The organism is Mycobacterium vicinigordonae, assembly GCF_013466425.1.
In the GTDB taxonomy this organism is placed as follows: domain Bacteria; phylum Actinomycetota; class Actinomycetes; order Mycobacteriales; family Mycobacteriaceae; genus Mycobacterium; species Mycobacterium vicinigordonae.
On the sequence record NZ_CP059165.1, the window covers coordinates 2,434,882 to 2,448,215 of the forward strand.

A 13,334-nucleotide genomic window follows, 5' to 3' on the forward strand; every position below is an offset into this window, starting at 1 on the left:
AGATAGCCGATTTGGTGGAGGAAGGTCGTCGAGGAGGTCATCCTGCCCGATACGAAAGCACTCAATCAGGCCCTTGAACAGGCCGCGGCTTCCGACTTCGATTGAGCGGTGACGTCATCGAGTTCCGGTTTGGAAAAGCGTCTACAAGTAAGCAGTAGCGCGTAGTAGACAGGTGAGGATATGGCCAGACTCTCGAAGTTCCGTTCTGACGACGCGCGTGCCGCCTATCTGCGGTTGTACGACGCGGCGCTTTCGGCCAGCCCTGTCCAAGTCACGGAATCGGACGTTGAGACATCGTTTGGAAGCACCCATGTACTGCACGCGGGAGATCGGTCGAAGCCGTCGATTGTGGCCCTCCACGGGTCGTCGATCAGCTCTACGTCCTGGGTGCCGCTCCTTGGCACTCTTACTGCCAGCCACAGCGTCACGATGATCGATGCGATCGACGAAGCCGGCAAGAGCATCGCTGCGAAGCCGACCAAGACCATCGCTGACATCGTGACTTGGCTTGATGAAACGATGCGCGCTCTTGATATTCAGCGGTCAGCGTTTGTAGCCGCTTCGCGTGGTACGTGGATATCCGCCCACTACGCGACTGCCTTCCCCGAAAAGGTGGAGCGCTTGGCGCTGTTGTGTCCAGTTGGCATCGCGGGCGGGATGAGCCCGAGCTTCATGGTCCGGGGACTTGCGCCGCTGGTTCTGCCGCTCAAGGAAGGACACGTCTGGCGAGTGCTCGACACAATGGTCATGCCTCGGAACCGCAAACTGTTGCGCGAACAGCCGTGGATGCCGTCTATGAGTCAATTTATTTGTGGTGCAATGCATTTCAAAATGTCGTTCAGGAACGCACAGCCTCGACCTTGGCCATTTCGAAGCGATTGCGATCTAGATCGACTCAGGGCGGTTCCGGTGCTGGCTGTCATCGGCAGAAACGAGTCGGCGCTGAACGGCCCGAAGGCCGCAGGCATGTTGCGCGAGTCGCTACCGAATGCACGGATCGAGGTCGTCGACGATGCGAACCACATGGTGATGGTGGACCAAGCCGCAACCGTAGAGAAACTGCTCGTCGAGTTCCTCGGTGACGTGAACTGAAGCTGTGGCCCCCGAGGGCGACGTAGTGGAGTTCCGCTTCAACGTCTAGGGACTAGCCGGCGTCGAGCGCGGAGCGACACCGGCGCGATCGCGACCGGTGCGTACCGCGGCGGTACGTCGCGCAGCGATTCGACCGGATCCGCCGCGGTGTGAGTGTCGAAGGACAAAAATCTGGAATGAAATGCCAGGTCAAACGTGGTGCGCGATACTGGGATTGAACCAGTGACCTCTTCCGTGTCAGGGAAGCGCTCTCCCGCTGAGCTAATCGCGCTGGGGGTCAAAAATCGGAGGTGGAGACGGGAATCGAACCCGTGTGCACGGCTTTGCAGGCCGTTGCCTCACCACTCGGCCACTCCACCGCTGGGGTTGATGCCACTTGCACCGAGCGGATGACGGGATTCGAACCCGCGACCCTCACCTTGGCAAGGTGATGCGCTACCAACTGCGCTACATCCGCGCGCAACGGGCGAGATCGTCGCCCGGTGCGAAGCACGACGATAGTCCAGTGTGCGGGCGCACACAAATTGCTTGGTACGCGCCGTGTCGCGTCGGTCGCCCGACCCCTCTGACCCACCTGGCCCGCTCGACCGAGCCGGCAGTCGTGCTAGTCTTCGACGTCGTTCGCCTCTCGGCGCCGGTCCCGTGGCTCAGTGGGAGAGCGTCCGCTTCACACGCGGAAGGTCGCTGGTTCGATCCCAGCCGGGACCACCCTCTTGACGGAATCTGAGCGCGGACCCCGAGCCGGACTACCAGTTGCAGTAACTAACGCGGGCAATATCGACCATCGACGTGATCTGGCCGAACGTGATTCCTCTGCCGTCCAGGTCGGCATGCACTTCCTGGGCTATCCGGTCCGGCGGCCAACCCCAGTAGAGGTCGTCGCAGATCAAGTGCCCCATCCCGACGATGGCGTTGTCATGCTCGGGTGCCCACGCGAAGCCCACGGCGCGCAGTTGAGCGAGGTATGCGTCGTCAACCGAAGTGGCGGCCGCCGTCGCGATGCCGCTATAGGCCGCAGCCACAACCAGAATCGAAAGTCCTAGCATGCGGCGGGGCAAGACCATGTGATCTGGTTCCTTTCGGCACATGTCGGCGACCGCGTCAGTCTGCGGGTTCGAAACGGCTTCGACGTGACCCGCGGCGAATTCCAGAAGAACAAAAGTCAAAGAATCACGCGTGCGTGTTCCGAATCGCTCCTTGGCAGGTCTCGTTGCAGATCAACCGCTCGTCGACGAAGATTCCGCCGCGAATTACCGAGCGGGGCAGCGGTCGCGCCGCGCCCGCCCGGTCGACAGGCCGCGCGCGGCGCGAAGTACGATCCTCGATGCCCGGCCCCGGTACCAGAATGGGAGACGACGATGTCGGTCACGGTGATACTCGAGCTGCGCTTCAAGCCTGAATCGGTCTCGGCGGGGCGCGAGCTGATGGGCCGGGCACTGCAGGACACCCGCGCGTTCGACGGAAATCTGCAGACCGACGTGTGGATCGACGAGGACGACGAGACGCACTGGCTGATCTACGAAGTGTGGGAGTCGGTCGATCACGACGAGGCCTACCGGCGTTTCCGCGCAGGCGAGGGTCGCCTGACGCAACTTCCTCCGCTGCTGGCGGCGCCGCCGGTCAAGAACCGGTACAAGACCAGCGACGTCTAACACCGATGACGGGTTTCTCCGGCTTTTCTGAGGGCATCGGAACGCTGAAACTCGAATGCCCGCAGGCGCATCCAGTCGGCCGGATCTTGCGGGAGAGCGCGCATCAGTCGGTCCAGTATGACCCAGGCGCCGCTGTAGGGCCGCGCCGCTTCTGGCCGAACGATGACGAGCAGGCTCAGTTCGCCACGCGCTGCCGCTTCTGCGACCGTCCGGTCGGAGACGCCACCGCGACGTTGCAGACCAAATTCACCGACCTGCTCGCCGATGCGTCGGAAACCTATCGGACCACCACGCTGCCCTACCTATAGACCTTTTGCTGGGTTGCCTTACGCGAATCGCAACCCAGTGCACATTAAACCCATATCAATCGCATATGTGCGTGGTCTTGACGCAGGGGTTTGACAGTCTGAATTGCCAACGTGCACAGGCACGTTCAATGCAACTACCGCACCTGGTTATCAGAACGCGGGTAGGATCACCGGCTTACTTGTCACTTGTCCAATATCGATTTCAACTGATTCGCCCATGCTGATATCGCCGAATCCTCATTGATTTCGTAAGGTTCATGAGGAAACGTCTACAAAAGCGCACGTAACCGCGTTCTTCTAGGTCCCTACTAGCACGGAGTTCTGATGACGCTAACCCGCAGGCACCCGCTGGGCGTGCTCGTCGTGGTCGTGGCCAGCCTCGCCGCTGTCACTTCTCTCGTCGCGTTCGCACCACGGGCTCAGGCGTTCTACGTCAAGTACCACGAGACGATTACGCGCAATGCTCTACCCGGCGACCAGGTCAGCCAGCTGGCCGTCAACCAGATCCTGCTGGGCCCACCACCCGGGGGCGGCGCGATGGGCAGTGACGCTTACGCCACCGATGAGTTCCGTCACCTGGACAACTCGATCAACCCGGTCGACATCTGCAACCGCGCGAAGCAGGCCTGGGACACCTTCTCGCCGATTGTGCTGAGCGGATCGGTGCTCAACGGCAACGCGGAGGCCGACGGCCCAGGCGCCCGAGCCGCATTCGGTGCCCTGCTGCACACGCAACAGGACTTCTACGCCCACTCCAACTGGGTCGACGAGAACGTCGCGATCGGCCAGTTGGACCGGATCGCCCCGCCGATCTTCCCTACGTGCAACCCAGCCGACTTCCCCGCCGACCTGCACACCGGCTACTACAGCATCGACTTCGCGCAGCAGTTCCCCCTGGAGGGCTGCCCGGCCGGCGGACCGCCGCCCGGCTTCCAGGAATGCCACAGCACGCTGAACAAGGACGGCCCACACACCCCGCGTGGGGGCCAGCTGGTGCCAGGGACCAACATGACGATGTATGAGCTGGCGGCCAAGCTGGCCACCCAGGCCAGCACCACCCTCTACACGCAGGTGCGTGACTGGGTCGCCGACACCAACGGCCAGAACGCCGCAGTGCAGCTGTTCCAGCAGGGTGGCCCGATGCCGTCGCTGAAGAACCTGCCCAACCTGCCGCAGATTCCCTACACCGGGAGCTGAACGACAAAATCAGCGGCTGCTCAGTCCGACAACGGCTGAGCAGCCGCTGATTTCGGCTCTACTGCTCGCAGAGCCAGAAGCGCATGCGCGCCTCGCCGATCAGCTCGAGCGTCGCCGAGAGTCTAGAGTTTCCCGGTGCCGGTTTCCCACATGATTCTGATCGGCCTGGCGGGCTTAGGGGCGGGTGCCATCAACTCCCTCGTCGGCTCGGGTACGTTGATCACCTTCCCGACGCTGGTCGCGCTCGGCTATCCGCCGGTAACGGCAACCATGTCAAACGCAGTGGGTCTGGTCGCCGGGGGAGTGTCGGGCACCTGGGGATATCGCGCCGAGCTGCGGGGCCAGTGGGACCGGTTGCGCTGGCAGATCCCGGCGTCGCTCACCGGCGCCGTGCTGGGCGCGTACCTGCTGCTGCATCTGCCCGAGAACGTGTTCACCCGAATCGTGCCGATCCTGCTGATCTTGGCGCTTACCTTGGTGGTGCTCGGTCCGCGGATCCAGTCGTGGTCGAGCCGACGAGCCCAGCAGGCCGGGCGATCGGCCGATCACGTCAGTCCCGCGCGGATGGCGACGCTGGTGGCAGGCACCTTTGCCGTTGGCGCATACGGCGGTTATTTCACCGCAGCGCAGGGCATTCTGTTGGTCGGCGTGATGGGTGCGCTACTCCCCGAATCCGTACAGCGCATGAATGCCGCCAAGAACCTGCTTACGCTAATGGTGAATATCGTTGCAGCCGTTGGCTATACGTTGGTCGCCTGGGGTCGCATCAGCTGGTCGGTTGCCGGCCTGATCGCGGTGGGTTCGCTGCTCGGGGGATTGCTCGGAGCTCGCTATGGCCGCCGGCTATCGCCAAATGCATTGCGCGCCACCATCGTGGCGGTAGGACTGATCGGCCTGTATCGTCTGCTCGCCCTGTAGAGACTCAGCTGAGCGTCGCCACAGCGGCCTGCTCGATGACGTCCATCACCTCGCCGCGGCGGCGCCATGCCCGCAGCTGGCGCATTGCCCCGTTGCCGTCCGTATTCAGCCGCTCGAGCTCGTCGACAACATTTGGGTAGGCATCCAGCGCATCTAATGCCCGATGTACCCGTCGTACCAGCGCGGCTAACTGGTCGCGGGTGGGCACGGCACCGCTACCGTCGATCAAATCCAGTGTGTTGCCGCTCAATCCGTCATGGGCGGCCTTCCAGTACGCCGCCCGCAGCGCGCCCGGCGGTGGTTGCACGGTGTCGCGGTCGTGCTCGTCGACGGCGGTCATCACCGCGGCCCGGATCAAGGTGGCCAACAGCACCGTCTCGGCGACCGTGGCCGGTACGTCGGCGACCCGGACCTCGACCGTCGGGAAATTCGCCGATGGACGTACGTCCCAATAAACCATGTCCGAATCCAGCAGCACCCCGGAGTCGACGAACATCTGGACCGCGCGGTCGTAGTCGTCAAGTGCGGCGAAATACGGCGGTGCACCCGCAACCGGCCAGCGTCGCCACAGCACGCTGCGCCAGCTCGCATACCCGGTGTCGGTGTTGCGGTAGATTGCCGAATTCGCCGATAGAGCAAGCAGAGTCGGCAGCCACGGCCGCAGCCAGTTGCTGGCGTGGACGGCGGCCGCCCGGTCGGGCACTTGCACGTGCACGTGGCATCCGCAGATACCTTGCTCATGCGCGACCATCCCGAACCGGTCGCCGATTAGCTGGTACCGCGGGGAGTCGGTTATGGGGAACTCGTGCGGTGTGACCGGCGGCAGGCCCAGCGCCAGCAATCGGACCCCGGCACTGTCGGCGGCTGCGGAGGCGGTGCGACGCAGTCTGGTGAGCTGCTCGCGCAGTTCCGCAGCGGTGTCAACGACGGGCGAGGTGGTTTCCACTTGGCAGCTGGTCAACTCCTGCTGCAGCTCGACACCGCGGCGCCCGGCCTCGGCGGCCACTGCCCCGCCCTGCGGGGCCGGCTCACCAGTGTGTGGGTCGACGAGCAGAAACTCCTCCTCGACGCCCACGGTGGGGAGGTCGTCCCAGGAGCATCCTGAGCCCATGGCAGCAAAGCTACCCCGGCAATCGCGGGGCAAACCTCCCCACCGGCCCGACTCAAATACTTTGGCTATCTCTGCGATTCCGCTGTAGGAACCGGGTCTGTTGGGGACAATTGCCTAGATGCGTAGCGAAGGAGCGATCTAGCGGTGTCGAGTCCCCGGCTGTACCACCACGATTACGTCCTCGATTCTGCCGAAGACCTTGTCGCTCAGGACGGCATCGAATCCGTGACGATTCGTGCTCTCACCAAGGCGACCGGAGTCTCCAACGGTGGCATCTACCGAGCTTTCGAGTCCCGCGGCGGATTGCTCGGACGTGTGTGGATACGCGCGGAACGCCGCTTTCTGGACTTGCTGATCAGCCTGGTCGACGAGGCCAGAGTGGCGCCCGGCAGCACTGCGATCGACGCGGTGTACGCGGCCGCCGAGACTTCGCTGCGGTACCCCAAGATGTTTCCAGGATCCTCGGCATGCCTGATGACGGTGCGTCGCGAAGATGTGGTGAGTCAACCGATGCCGAGCGAGGTCGCCGAAAAGCTGCGGGTGTTGGACGCCGAGCTCACCGCGACGATGGCGCAGCTGGCCGAAAGTCTCTGGGGGCGAAGCGATGACAACGCCATCGACTTGATCGCCAGCTGCATCATCGATCTGCCCAAATGGATTGGTTTGCGTGCGCAGCAGCACGGCATGCCGCTGGTGCGCAAGTACCTGCGCGCTGCGGTGCGGTCGGTGCTTGAGGTGGGTCCACCGCCGGCGGAGATCAACCCCGAATTTGTGACGAACGGCGCGCGCTGCGACGGGGCGGCGTAGGCAATAGATCGTCAAGAACCGGAGCAGCTAGCCGTCGCTCAACGCGCTGTCGACCGTCGGGTGAATCGGTAGCAGCGAATCCAGTCTGCAGACCTGCACAATCCGGGCGACGATTGGCGAGCGGCTCACCAGAAGCAGTTTGACCCCGCGTTCACGGCACTGCTCGGCAGCCTCAGCCAGCACCGAGTACGCGCCGCACGCCATGAAGTCGACCTCGGTGACGTCGACGACGAACGGGCCCGGTGGAGCGGCCGTAGCGGCCGCCTCGGTAACCAATCGGCGCCAGGTGTGCTCGTTGCAGGCGTCGATCTCGCCGCCCGCATGGATCACCACGGCTTCGCCGCTGCGGGCGGTGGTGGCCCGCAGGGTGCTGCGGGGCTCACCCAGTTCGAACACCAGCCGCGTGCTCAGAGTCAGGTGGGTGGCGAGGGATTCTGAAAGAACCAGGCTCATGGTGCACTCCTAATCGACTGGCGCTGGAGGCGGCGCCGCGATGGATTGCCCGTCCTGCAGTCTGAAGACAGACAGATAAGTCGTTCGGTGAATCTCAGTTGTATAACAAGACAGGGCGGTCTGTCTATATATCGCCGCTGTGATTACGCTGAGATCACCTATGTTGACTCCTGATGCCGCGGGTCCTCCCGGGACTGCCGTGCCAGCCCGCGAGCGGATACTGGGCGCCGCCTACGAGTTGTTCAGTCGACGTGGAATCCGTGCGGTGGGAACTGACGAGATCATCGAGCGAGCCGGCGTGGCCAAAGCCACCCTGTACCGTCACTTCGCCACCAAGAATGCTTTGGTGCTGGCGGTGCTAGAGCGTCGCGAACAGCTGTGGACCCACGGCCTGATCGAGGAGCAGTCGGCGCTGCGAGGCAAAACGGCCGAGGAACAGTTGCTCGCCATTTTCGACGTTCTGCACGACTGGTTCCAGAACCGCGACGGTTACGAGGGGTGCTCCTTCATCAATGTGCTGCTGGAGATGGGGCTCGATCACCCCGCCGGGCAGGCCAGCATCATCCATATCGACAATGTTCGCAAGATTGTGCGGGAACGCGCCGGCGCGGCGGGACTGCGCGATGCGGAGGATTTCGCCTGGTCATGGCATATCTTGATGAAGGGTGCCATCATCCTCGCCGCCGTCGGCGACCGAGAGGCGGCCCGTCGGGCCCAGGCGATGGCCCGCGACCTTATCGAACGGCACCGACCGGTGCACGCCAGCGACGTGACAGGCAGCGCGGAGAGCTGAATCAGGACGCCGCGGCGGCATCGGTCGTGCGCTTGTGTTCTTCCTCGAGTTCGGCAATTGCGCGTGAGGTGCGCTCGCGCATCAAGATCGCGGCGGTGGCTCCGCAGACGACCGCGATCACCAGCGCGATCCACGAGAACCGCGACATGTACTTCTCGGCGGCCTCACCGGCGTAGTACACCAACGCGGTGGTGCCGCCCGCCCAGCAGATTCCGCCCGAGACGTTGGCCGCCAGGAACCGCGGATAGGGCATCTTCAACGCCCCGGCCAGCGGGCCGGCGAATATCCGTAGCAAAGCGACGAATCGACCAAAGAACACCGCGCGCACGCCCCAGCGATTGAAGGTGCGCTCGGCCAGCATCACGTGCCCAGGGCCGAAGTGCTTGGGGAAGCGGCGGCCGAGACGGTCGAACAGCGGCATCCCGAACCGGCGGCCAATCGAATAGCCGATCGAGTCACCGACCACCGCGCCGACCACCGCGGCGGCGCCGACACCAATCGGATTGACCGCTAGCTCGTGGTGCGATGACATCAACGCCGCGGTGACCAGCACGATCTCCCCAGGCAGCGGGATGCCCAGGCTCTCCAATCCCACGACGCCGCCGACCACCAGATAGACCGCAAGGGGTGGGATCGAATCCAGCAGGGCCTGCACATCCATGGGTAAAGAATGCCTGACCGGCGGTGGCTCCGCGGCGCAACTGGGCCAAAGGTGGGCGGAGCCGATCTCCGTTGGCCTACTCGGGCCGTCACCTTCTGCTCCGAGCAGGACCGTTCACCATCCGGCAAGGTGGGCGGCCGGTGCGCGAAAGCTCAAATCACGCCGAACCTTTGACGATCCGGTGCGGATTCTGCGGCCGCAGGAAGACGTCGTTGAGTGTCACGGTACGCAACCCCCGGGAACGGATGATGTCGACCAATTGCCCGTAAACGTGGGTGACCGGTGGATGGTTGAGGTGGCCGATCACAATGTTCTGTGCAGTGAAGCTCTGATAGGCCATCCTGACGATGTCGGCCTCGGACCGCGGTGCGGAATCCCGGAGGTCACCGGACCACAGCGTCGGAGCCAGATAGCCCAAGTCAGCGGCCACCGCGTCGACCACCGGAGTGCGTCGGCCGTAGGGGGGCCGGTAATACGGGGTGGCGTCCACCCCGTAGGTGTTGCGCAGGAATGCGTCGGTGCTGCGGAGTTCCTCGGCGATCTGGCTTTTCGACAGCGTGGTCAAGTCGGGATGTGTCCACGTGTGGTTGCCCAGCTGGATCTGCCCCGAATCGACCAGCGGTCGCAACAGCGCGGCATTTTCGGTCCACGACCGGTAACTGCCCGTGACGAAATAGGTGAGCCGCACGCCGGTGTCCTTGGCGAATTGCGTGTAAAGGCGCACCACGTCAGGGTTGGATCCGTCGTCGACGGTCCACGCCAGCAGATTCCCGTTGCCAGGAAGTCTCTTCAATGCGCCGGCACCGGGCAGATCGACACGTGATCCAGGGTCAGGGGACGGCGCCATCGGCCGAATGTCGGCGCGCGCCAGCGGTGTTGTGTACCCAGGGAGTCCGATGGCCGCCACCGTCGCGGCCATTGCGACCAGGAGCCGCCGCCGGTCGAATTCGCCCACGTGTCTTCTCCCGATTACCCCAAACTCCCGATCAGGCTAGACGTTGGGCCGATTAACTTCGTCGGAGCGGGTGAAGTGTCGCGCGACTCTATATCAAGCCGTGACGTTCGGGAGTTGGCCAATTGGTAAACCCCGGACTGGTCGTCCACTCGTGTTGACGCCGCCCGAGCGACCATCCGTTGCGCAATTCCCGCAGCCGTGCGTTCGGCCGGATGCTAAGCGCGCCGCGTTGCCGACCAGCCATGATTCCCCGACCACCAAGCAACGCGACGCTGCGAGAACGGTATCGGGGATTCGCGGACAATATGCCGTTTTCGCGACAACTGTTGCAGCAGCCACCATGTCGGGTGTGGCACGGCACACGGAATCCGGGGGATAGGCTCGATGGATGCGGAAAGAGCCGCCGCAGTACCCGATCGAGTCGGTGGACAACGCGCTGAGGCTGTTGTTGCTGCTGGGCGAGCAACCGCAAATCCGGCTCAGTGAGGCGACGCGGTACTTGGGGGTAGCCTCCTCCACCGCGCACCGCCTGCTGGCGATGCTGGCTTATCGCGGCTTTGTCCGACAAGATCCGGACTCCAAGGCCTACCTGCCCGGACCGGCGCTCACCGGAGTGGCGTTCGCTATCTTCGGGCGCATCGACATTCAGCGTGCCGCGGTGCCGGTTATGCGCGAGCTCAGCGACCGATTGGGAGAGTCCGTCCACGTTGGGATGCTCGACGGGGCCGGCGTGCGCTTCGTCGCCGCAATCGAAGGACCCAAGGCCGTCCGGGTGGCATCCCGGCTGGGACGCACCCTGCCGGCGCACTGCACCTCGACGGGCAAGGCGCTGCTGGCGCAGCTGTCCGAACCCGAACTGCGGCAACTACTTCCGGAAGAGACGTTGCCTACCATCACGTCGCGGTCGATCAGCAACCGTACGCGTCTGGAAGACGAGCTCTTCCGCATCCGCGGGCAGGGTTACGCCACCAATCGCGAGGAGAGCGAGGAAGGCGTCGCCTCGGTCGCGGTGCCGATACCGACGCGCGCGCCCGGGATGCTGCTCGCGCTGAACGCTGCAGCGCCGCAGAACCGATTGCCGGCCAAGAAATATCCGGTGGTGGCGGCCGCACTTGTCGAGGCGGCCAACCAAATTAGCGATCAGCTGGGCTAAGCGCTCGACCGCGCGACCTCGTGCCGCCACGCCGACTCGACGTTGAAGCCAGAGCCCAAGTTCGGCAAGTCGTCCCAATCTTCGTCGGCGATTTCGCGCAGAGTTCCGCCGGCCGCGCGCACCCGCAGCGACATACGGGCCAGTTCGTTCAGGCTGATCGCCTGCAACACGGCCTGCTCGGTGGTGCCGGCGGTGCTGGTGATGCCGTGCCCACGGCAGATCACTATCGGAGCATCGCCCATCGCGGCCACCATCTCCCGACCCAGGCGCGAATCACGGATCAGCACAGCCCGTTGGTACACCGGTACTCCGCCGCGGGCCAGCCGGGCTCCGGGAATGTCGTACGCCCCGTAGATGGGGCGCAACGTGATACCGGCCAGGTCCGCGGCCACCACGGCTGGAGGGTGCAGGTGCGCGACGGCCCGATGCCGCGGGTCGGCCCGCATCGTTTCGGTGTGGATCGGCAATTCGTTGGGAACCCGGTATTCGTCGAGTTCGCCTGCGGCGCCGGGCTTCCCGTCGAAGGTCACCAGCCGGATGTCGTCGGGGCGGGTGTAGGCAACCCCGGTGTCGGAGTCGCTACGGCACCGGATCAGCAGGTGCTCGTCGTCAACTCGCAGGCTGAGGTGGCCCAGTATGCCGTCGACCAGGCCGCGGGACGCGGCGACTCGGCAGGCCTGAGCGAGGAGCGCGCGTTCGTGTTCAAGCAAGCCGGAACCCCCCATCTGGGTGGATGGTTTCGCCGGTGAGACCGCGGGAGCGGTCGGCGGCTAAAAACACATAACTCCATGCATGGTCTTCGCCGGACAGCGCGACGCGCAGCGGGGTGCGGGCGGCAAGATCGGTTGCCCTGCCGACAGAGTCGTCGAGACGCACCTGGTCGAGGCCCAGCGCGGCCAGGCCGCGCAGGTCGGTGTTCAGGGTCCCACCCGGCGCCACGCCGTTGACGCGGATCTGCGGCGCCAGTTCATGAGCCAGCGCGGTCACCAGCCCGCGTACCGCGAACTTCGACGACACGTATAGCACGCCACCGCGGCCCGGATAGTACGCGGACGTGGACTCGGTCAACACGATCGAGGGGCCCGTCCCGTCTCGCAGCCGAGGTAGTGCCGCTTGGACCGACTGCAAGTGGCTGAGCACGTTGGTACGGAACATCTCCTCGAATGCGGGGGACAGCTCGTCGGCGCCGATGTCGGCGAGTCTGCGGTAGAAGTCGAAGACACCGACACAGTGCACCAGGGTGTCCAGGCCGCCGTAGCGGTCTACCGTGGCGCTGACTGCCTGCTCGTTGGCCTCCCGGGTGACGGCATCACCTTCGATCACCGGGATGTCGGGGAACTCCGCGCGGAGGTGGTTGCATTTGTCCCGATCATGTTCCAGAACAGCTATTTTCGCGCCTTCATCACGAAACGCGTCGACGACGGCGCGGCCGATCCCGGAGCCCGCGCCCACGATTAGGGCCCGTTTGTCCTGTAGCCACCCGGTCATGGTTGAGGGTCATCCGGCAACAAAGGGGTCTGCGCGCTACCGACCATAGCCGCCAGCGTACGGGGGTTCTGCCAGGTCAGTGCCTCGACCTCGAGGGCGTCCAGGGTGATCTGGCGGCCGCTTCGGGGCGCGGTGATCAACAGCCGCGAGCCGTTGCGGGTGTCCACCCGCTGGACCACCACCTCAGTGAATTCGTTTGCCACACTGATGGGCTCGCCGACTGGATTCATAAGAACACCGCCAGGTTCTGCATCCGCAATACCGATTCGTCCGCGAAGATCGTGCGGCGGGCCAACTTCCAGCCTTGCTCGCTGCGTCGCAGCAAGTCCTCGCGCCCGCAGGACAACAATGCGCTCTCGTTGACGTCGCCGCGGCTGCGGAACAGCAGTTCGGCCGACTCGACAAGCAGTTCCGCCGGATCGTCGGAGGCGAAAGTGCGTACGTTGGTGATGAAGTGGCGCAGCCGCGAGGGCGGGTCCTCCGCCCAGACATGCTCGGTGCCCATCCGCGCCACCCGATGGCTCAACGAGTATTTGTCTTCGTCGAAGTGGTCCATCCCGGGCGAAGTGTCGAATCCGGCGCCGCGCGCGGTAGTGACCCGCACTGGCATGACGTAGCGGATGTCGTCGGTCATGGTGGCCAGCCACGCCTCGTACTGTTGGGCATCCAGCAGGTAGGCTTCGTCGACCAGGAACTGATGCGCCTGCAGGTGCCGAATATCGTTGAAAGGCAGCGGCTTTCTCACT

17 protein-coding genes and 4 tRNA genes are annotated in these 13,334 nt (G+C 64.3%); 9 read left to right on the forward strand and 12 right to left on the reverse strand.

Features of this window, described 5'->3' with window-relative positions:
- The first annotated feature begins 180 nt into the window (after positions 1 to 180).
- Positions 181 to 1,092: an alpha/beta fold hydrolase gene (locus H0P51_RS11260; RefSeq protein WP_180918124.1), complete on the forward strand. Its 912-nt coding sequence runs from the start codon at positions 181 to 183 to the stop codon at positions 1,090 to 1,092.
- Positions 1,093 to 1,288: 196 nt separating this feature from the next.
- On the opposite strand, the gene H0P51_RS11265 is transcribed toward H0P51_RS11260, so the two are convergent.
- The 3 genes from H0P51_RS11265 to H0P51_RS11275 form a co-directional block, all read right to left on the reverse strand.
- A tRNA-Val gene (locus tag H0P51_RS11265) sits at positions 1,289 to 1,363 on the reverse strand.
- Positions 1,364 to 1,380: 17 nt separating this feature from the next.
- Positions 1,381 to 1,451, reverse strand: a tRNA-Cys gene (locus H0P51_RS11270).
- Between the two features lie 25 nt (positions 1,452 to 1,476).
- Positions 1,477 to 1,549 (reverse strand) — tRNA-Gly (locus H0P51_RS11275).
- A gap of 179 nt (positions 1,550 to 1,728) precedes the next feature.
- Between H0P51_RS11275 and H0P51_RS11280 the strand changes: the two genes are divergently transcribed.
- A tRNA-Val gene (locus tag H0P51_RS11280) sits at positions 1,729 to 1,800 on the forward strand.
- Between the two features lie 38 nt (positions 1,801 to 1,838).
- Here the strand turns inward: H0P51_RS11280 and H0P51_RS11285 are convergent.
- Positions 1,839 to 2,258, reverse strand: coding sequence for a DUF732 domain-containing protein (locus H0P51_RS11285; RefSeq protein ID WP_246398562.1), 420 nt, complete (start codon positions 2,256 to 2,258; stop codon positions 1,839 to 1,841).
- 192 nt (positions 2,259 to 2,450) lie between these two features.
- Here H0P51_RS11285 and H0P51_RS11290 point away from each other — a divergent pair, with 192 nt between their 5' ends.
- From H0P51_RS11290 to H0P51_RS11305, 4 genes are all read left to right on the forward strand, one after another.
- Positions 2,451 to 2,744, forward strand: coding sequence for a putative quinol monooxygenase (locus H0P51_RS11290; protein ID WP_180918125.1), 294 nt, complete (start codon positions 2,451 to 2,453; stop codon positions 2,742 to 2,744).
- 5 nt (positions 2,745 to 2,749) lie between these two features.
- Positions 2,750 to 3,052, forward strand: coding sequence for a hypothetical protein (locus tag H0P51_RS11295; protein WP_180918126.1), 303 nt, complete (start codon positions 2,750 to 2,752; stop codon positions 3,050 to 3,052).
- A gap of 324 nt (positions 3,053 to 3,376) precedes the next feature.
- Positions 3,377 to 4,249, forward strand: a complete 873-nt coding sequence (locus H0P51_RS11300; protein WP_180918127.1) for a hypothetical protein — start codon at positions 3,377 to 3,379, stop codon at positions 4,247 to 4,249.
- 150 nt (positions 4,250 to 4,399) lie between these two features.
- Positions 4,400 to 5,167, forward strand: a complete 768-nt coding sequence (locus H0P51_RS11305; RefSeq protein WP_180918895.1) for a sulfite exporter TauE/SafE family protein — start codon at positions 4,400 to 4,402, stop codon at positions 5,165 to 5,167.
- A 4-nt stretch (positions 5,168 to 5,171) separates the two neighbouring features.
- On the opposite strand, the gene H0P51_RS11310 is transcribed toward H0P51_RS11305, so the two are convergent.
- The gene (locus tag H0P51_RS11310; protein ID WP_180918128.1) at positions 5,172 to 6,278 is read right to left on the reverse strand and encodes a carboxylate-amine ligase; all 1,107 of its coding nucleotides are present in this window, start codon (positions 6,276 to 6,278) and stop codon (positions 5,172 to 5,174) included.
- A 144-nt stretch (positions 6,279 to 6,422) separates the two neighbouring features.
- Here H0P51_RS11310 and H0P51_RS11315 point away from each other — a divergent pair, with 144 nt between their 5' ends.
- Positions 6,423 to 7,085 (forward strand): TetR/AcrR family transcriptional regulator, encoded by a 663-nt coding sequence (locus H0P51_RS11315; protein ID WP_180918129.1) that lies wholly within the window; start codon positions 6,423 to 6,425, stop codon positions 7,083 to 7,085.
- A 27-nt stretch (positions 7,086 to 7,112) separates the two neighbouring features.
- On the opposite strand, the gene H0P51_RS11320 is transcribed toward H0P51_RS11315, so the two are convergent.
- On the reverse strand, positions 7,113 to 7,538 hold the full coding sequence (locus H0P51_RS11320; RefSeq protein WP_180918130.1) for an anti-sigma factor antagonist: 426 nt from the start codon (positions 7,536 to 7,538) through the stop codon (positions 7,113 to 7,115).
- A 160-nt stretch (positions 7,539 to 7,698) separates the two neighbouring features.
- Between H0P51_RS11320 and H0P51_RS11325 the strand changes: the two genes are divergently transcribed.
- The gene (locus H0P51_RS11325) at positions 7,699 to 8,331 is read left to right on the forward strand and encodes a TetR/AcrR family transcriptional regulator (RefSeq protein ID WP_180918131.1); all 633 of its coding nucleotides are present in this window, start codon (positions 7,699 to 7,701) and stop codon (positions 8,329 to 8,331) included.
- Between the two features lies 1 nt (position 8,332).
- On the opposite strand, the gene H0P51_RS11330 is transcribed toward H0P51_RS11325, so the two are convergent.
- A complete protein-coding gene (locus H0P51_RS11330) occupies positions 8,333 to 8,992 on the reverse strand; it encodes a DedA family protein (protein ID WP_180918132.1) in 660 nt (219 codons plus the stop codon).
- A 157-nt stretch (positions 8,993 to 9,149) separates the two neighbouring features.
- Positions 9,150 to 9,911 carry a polysaccharide deacetylase family protein gene (locus tag H0P51_RS11335; protein ID WP_180918896.1) on the reverse strand — a complete coding sequence of 254 codons (762 nt, stop codon included), beginning with the start codon at positions 9,909 to 9,911 and terminating at the stop codon, positions 9,150 to 9,152.
- 424 nt (positions 9,912 to 10,335) lie between these two features.
- Here H0P51_RS11335 and H0P51_RS11340 point away from each other — a divergent pair, with 424 nt between their 5' ends.
- On the forward strand, positions 10,336 to 11,100 hold the full coding sequence (locus H0P51_RS11340) for an IclR family transcriptional regulator (protein WP_180918133.1): 765 nt from the start codon (positions 10,336 to 10,338) through the stop codon (positions 11,098 to 11,100).
- Here the strand turns inward: H0P51_RS11340 and phtC are convergent.
- The 4 genes from phtC to H0P51_RS11360 are packed head-to-tail and all read right to left on the reverse strand — an operon-like array spanning position 11,097 to position 13,333.
- Positions 11,097 to 11,825 carry a 3,4-dihydroxyphthalate decarboxylase gene (phtC, locus tag H0P51_RS11345; RefSeq protein ID WP_180918134.1) on the reverse strand — a complete coding sequence of 243 codons (729 nt, stop codon included), beginning with the start codon at positions 11,823 to 11,825 and terminating at the stop codon, positions 11,097 to 11,099. The genes H0P51_RS11340 and phtC overlap by 4 nt on opposite strands.
- Positions 11,803 to 12,588, reverse strand: a complete 786-nt coding sequence (gene hcaB / locus H0P51_RS11350; protein WP_180918135.1) for a 3-(cis-5,6-dihydroxycyclohexa-1,3-dien-1-yl)propanoate dehydrogenase — start codon at positions 12,586 to 12,588, stop codon at positions 11,803 to 11,805. The genes phtC and hcaB overlap by 23 nt, the downstream gene beginning before the upstream one ends.
- A complete protein-coding gene (locus H0P51_RS11355; RefSeq protein WP_180918136.1) occupies positions 12,585 to 12,818 on the reverse strand; it encodes a dihydrodiol dehydrogenase in 234 nt (77 codons plus the stop codon). The genes hcaB and H0P51_RS11355 overlap by 4 nt, the downstream gene beginning before the upstream one ends.
- Positions 12,815 to 13,333: a 3-phenylpropionate/cinnamic acid dioxygenase subunit beta gene (locus H0P51_RS11360; RefSeq protein WP_180918137.1), complete on the reverse strand. Its 519-nt coding sequence runs from the start codon at positions 13,331 to 13,333 to the stop codon at positions 12,815 to 12,817. Before H0P51_RS11360 ends, H0P51_RS11355 begins: the two co-directional genes overlap by 4 nt.
- Between the last annotated feature and the right edge of the window lies 1 nt (position 13,334).

Coding starts and splice junctions, on each gene's coding strand:
- H0P51_RS11305 (WP_180918895.1), top strand. CDS start 4,400: ATGATTCTGATCGGCCTGGCGGGCTTAGGGGCGGGTGCCATCAACTCC.
- H0P51_RS11325 (WP_180918131.1), top strand. CDS start 7,699: ATGTTGACTCCTGATGCCGCGGGTCCTCCCGGGACTGCCGTGCCAGCC.
- H0P51_RS11340 (WP_180918133.1), top strand. CDS start 10,336: ATGCGGAAAGAGCCGCCGCAGTACCCGATCGAGTCGGTGGACAACGCG.
- H0P51_RS11290 (WP_180918125.1), top strand. CDS start 2,451: ATGTCGGTCACGGTGATACTCGAGCTGCGCTTCAAGCCTGAATCGGTC.
- phtC (WP_180918134.1), bottom strand. CDS start 11,825: ATGGGGGGTTCCGGCTTGCTTGAACACGAACGCGCGCTCCTCGCTCAG.
- H0P51_RS11260 (WP_180918124.1), top strand. CDS start 181: ATGGCCAGACTCTCGAAGTTCCGTTCTGACGACGCGCGTGCCGCCTAT.
- H0P51_RS11320 (WP_180918130.1), bottom strand. CDS start 7,538: ATGAGCCTGGTTCTTTCAGAATCCCTCGCCACCCACCTGACTCTGAGC.
- H0P51_RS11295 (WP_180918126.1), top strand. CDS start 2,750: ATGACGGGTTTCTCCGGCTTTTCTGAGGGCATCGGAACGCTGAAACTC.
- hcaB (WP_180918135.1), bottom strand. CDS start 12,588: ATGACCGGGTGGCTACAGGACAAACGGGCCCTAATCGTGGGCGCGGGC.
- H0P51_RS11310 (WP_180918128.1), bottom strand. CDS start 6,278: ATGGGCTCAGGATGCTCCTGGGACGACCTCCCCACCGTGGGCGTCGAG.
- H0P51_RS11330 (WP_180918132.1), bottom strand. CDS start 8,992: ATGGATGTGCAGGCCCTGCTGGATTCGATCCCACCCCTTGCGGTCTAT.
- H0P51_RS11355 (WP_180918136.1), bottom strand. CDS start 12,818: ATGAATCCAGTCGGCGAGCCCATCAGTGTGGCAAACGAATTCACTGAG.
- H0P51_RS11335 (WP_180918896.1), bottom strand. CDS start 9,911: ATGGCCGCGACGGTGGCGGCCATCGGACTCCCTGGGTACACAACACCG.
- H0P51_RS11300 (WP_180918127.1), top strand. CDS start 3,377: ATGACGCTAACCCGCAGGCACCCGCTGGGCGTGCTCGTCGTGGTCGTG.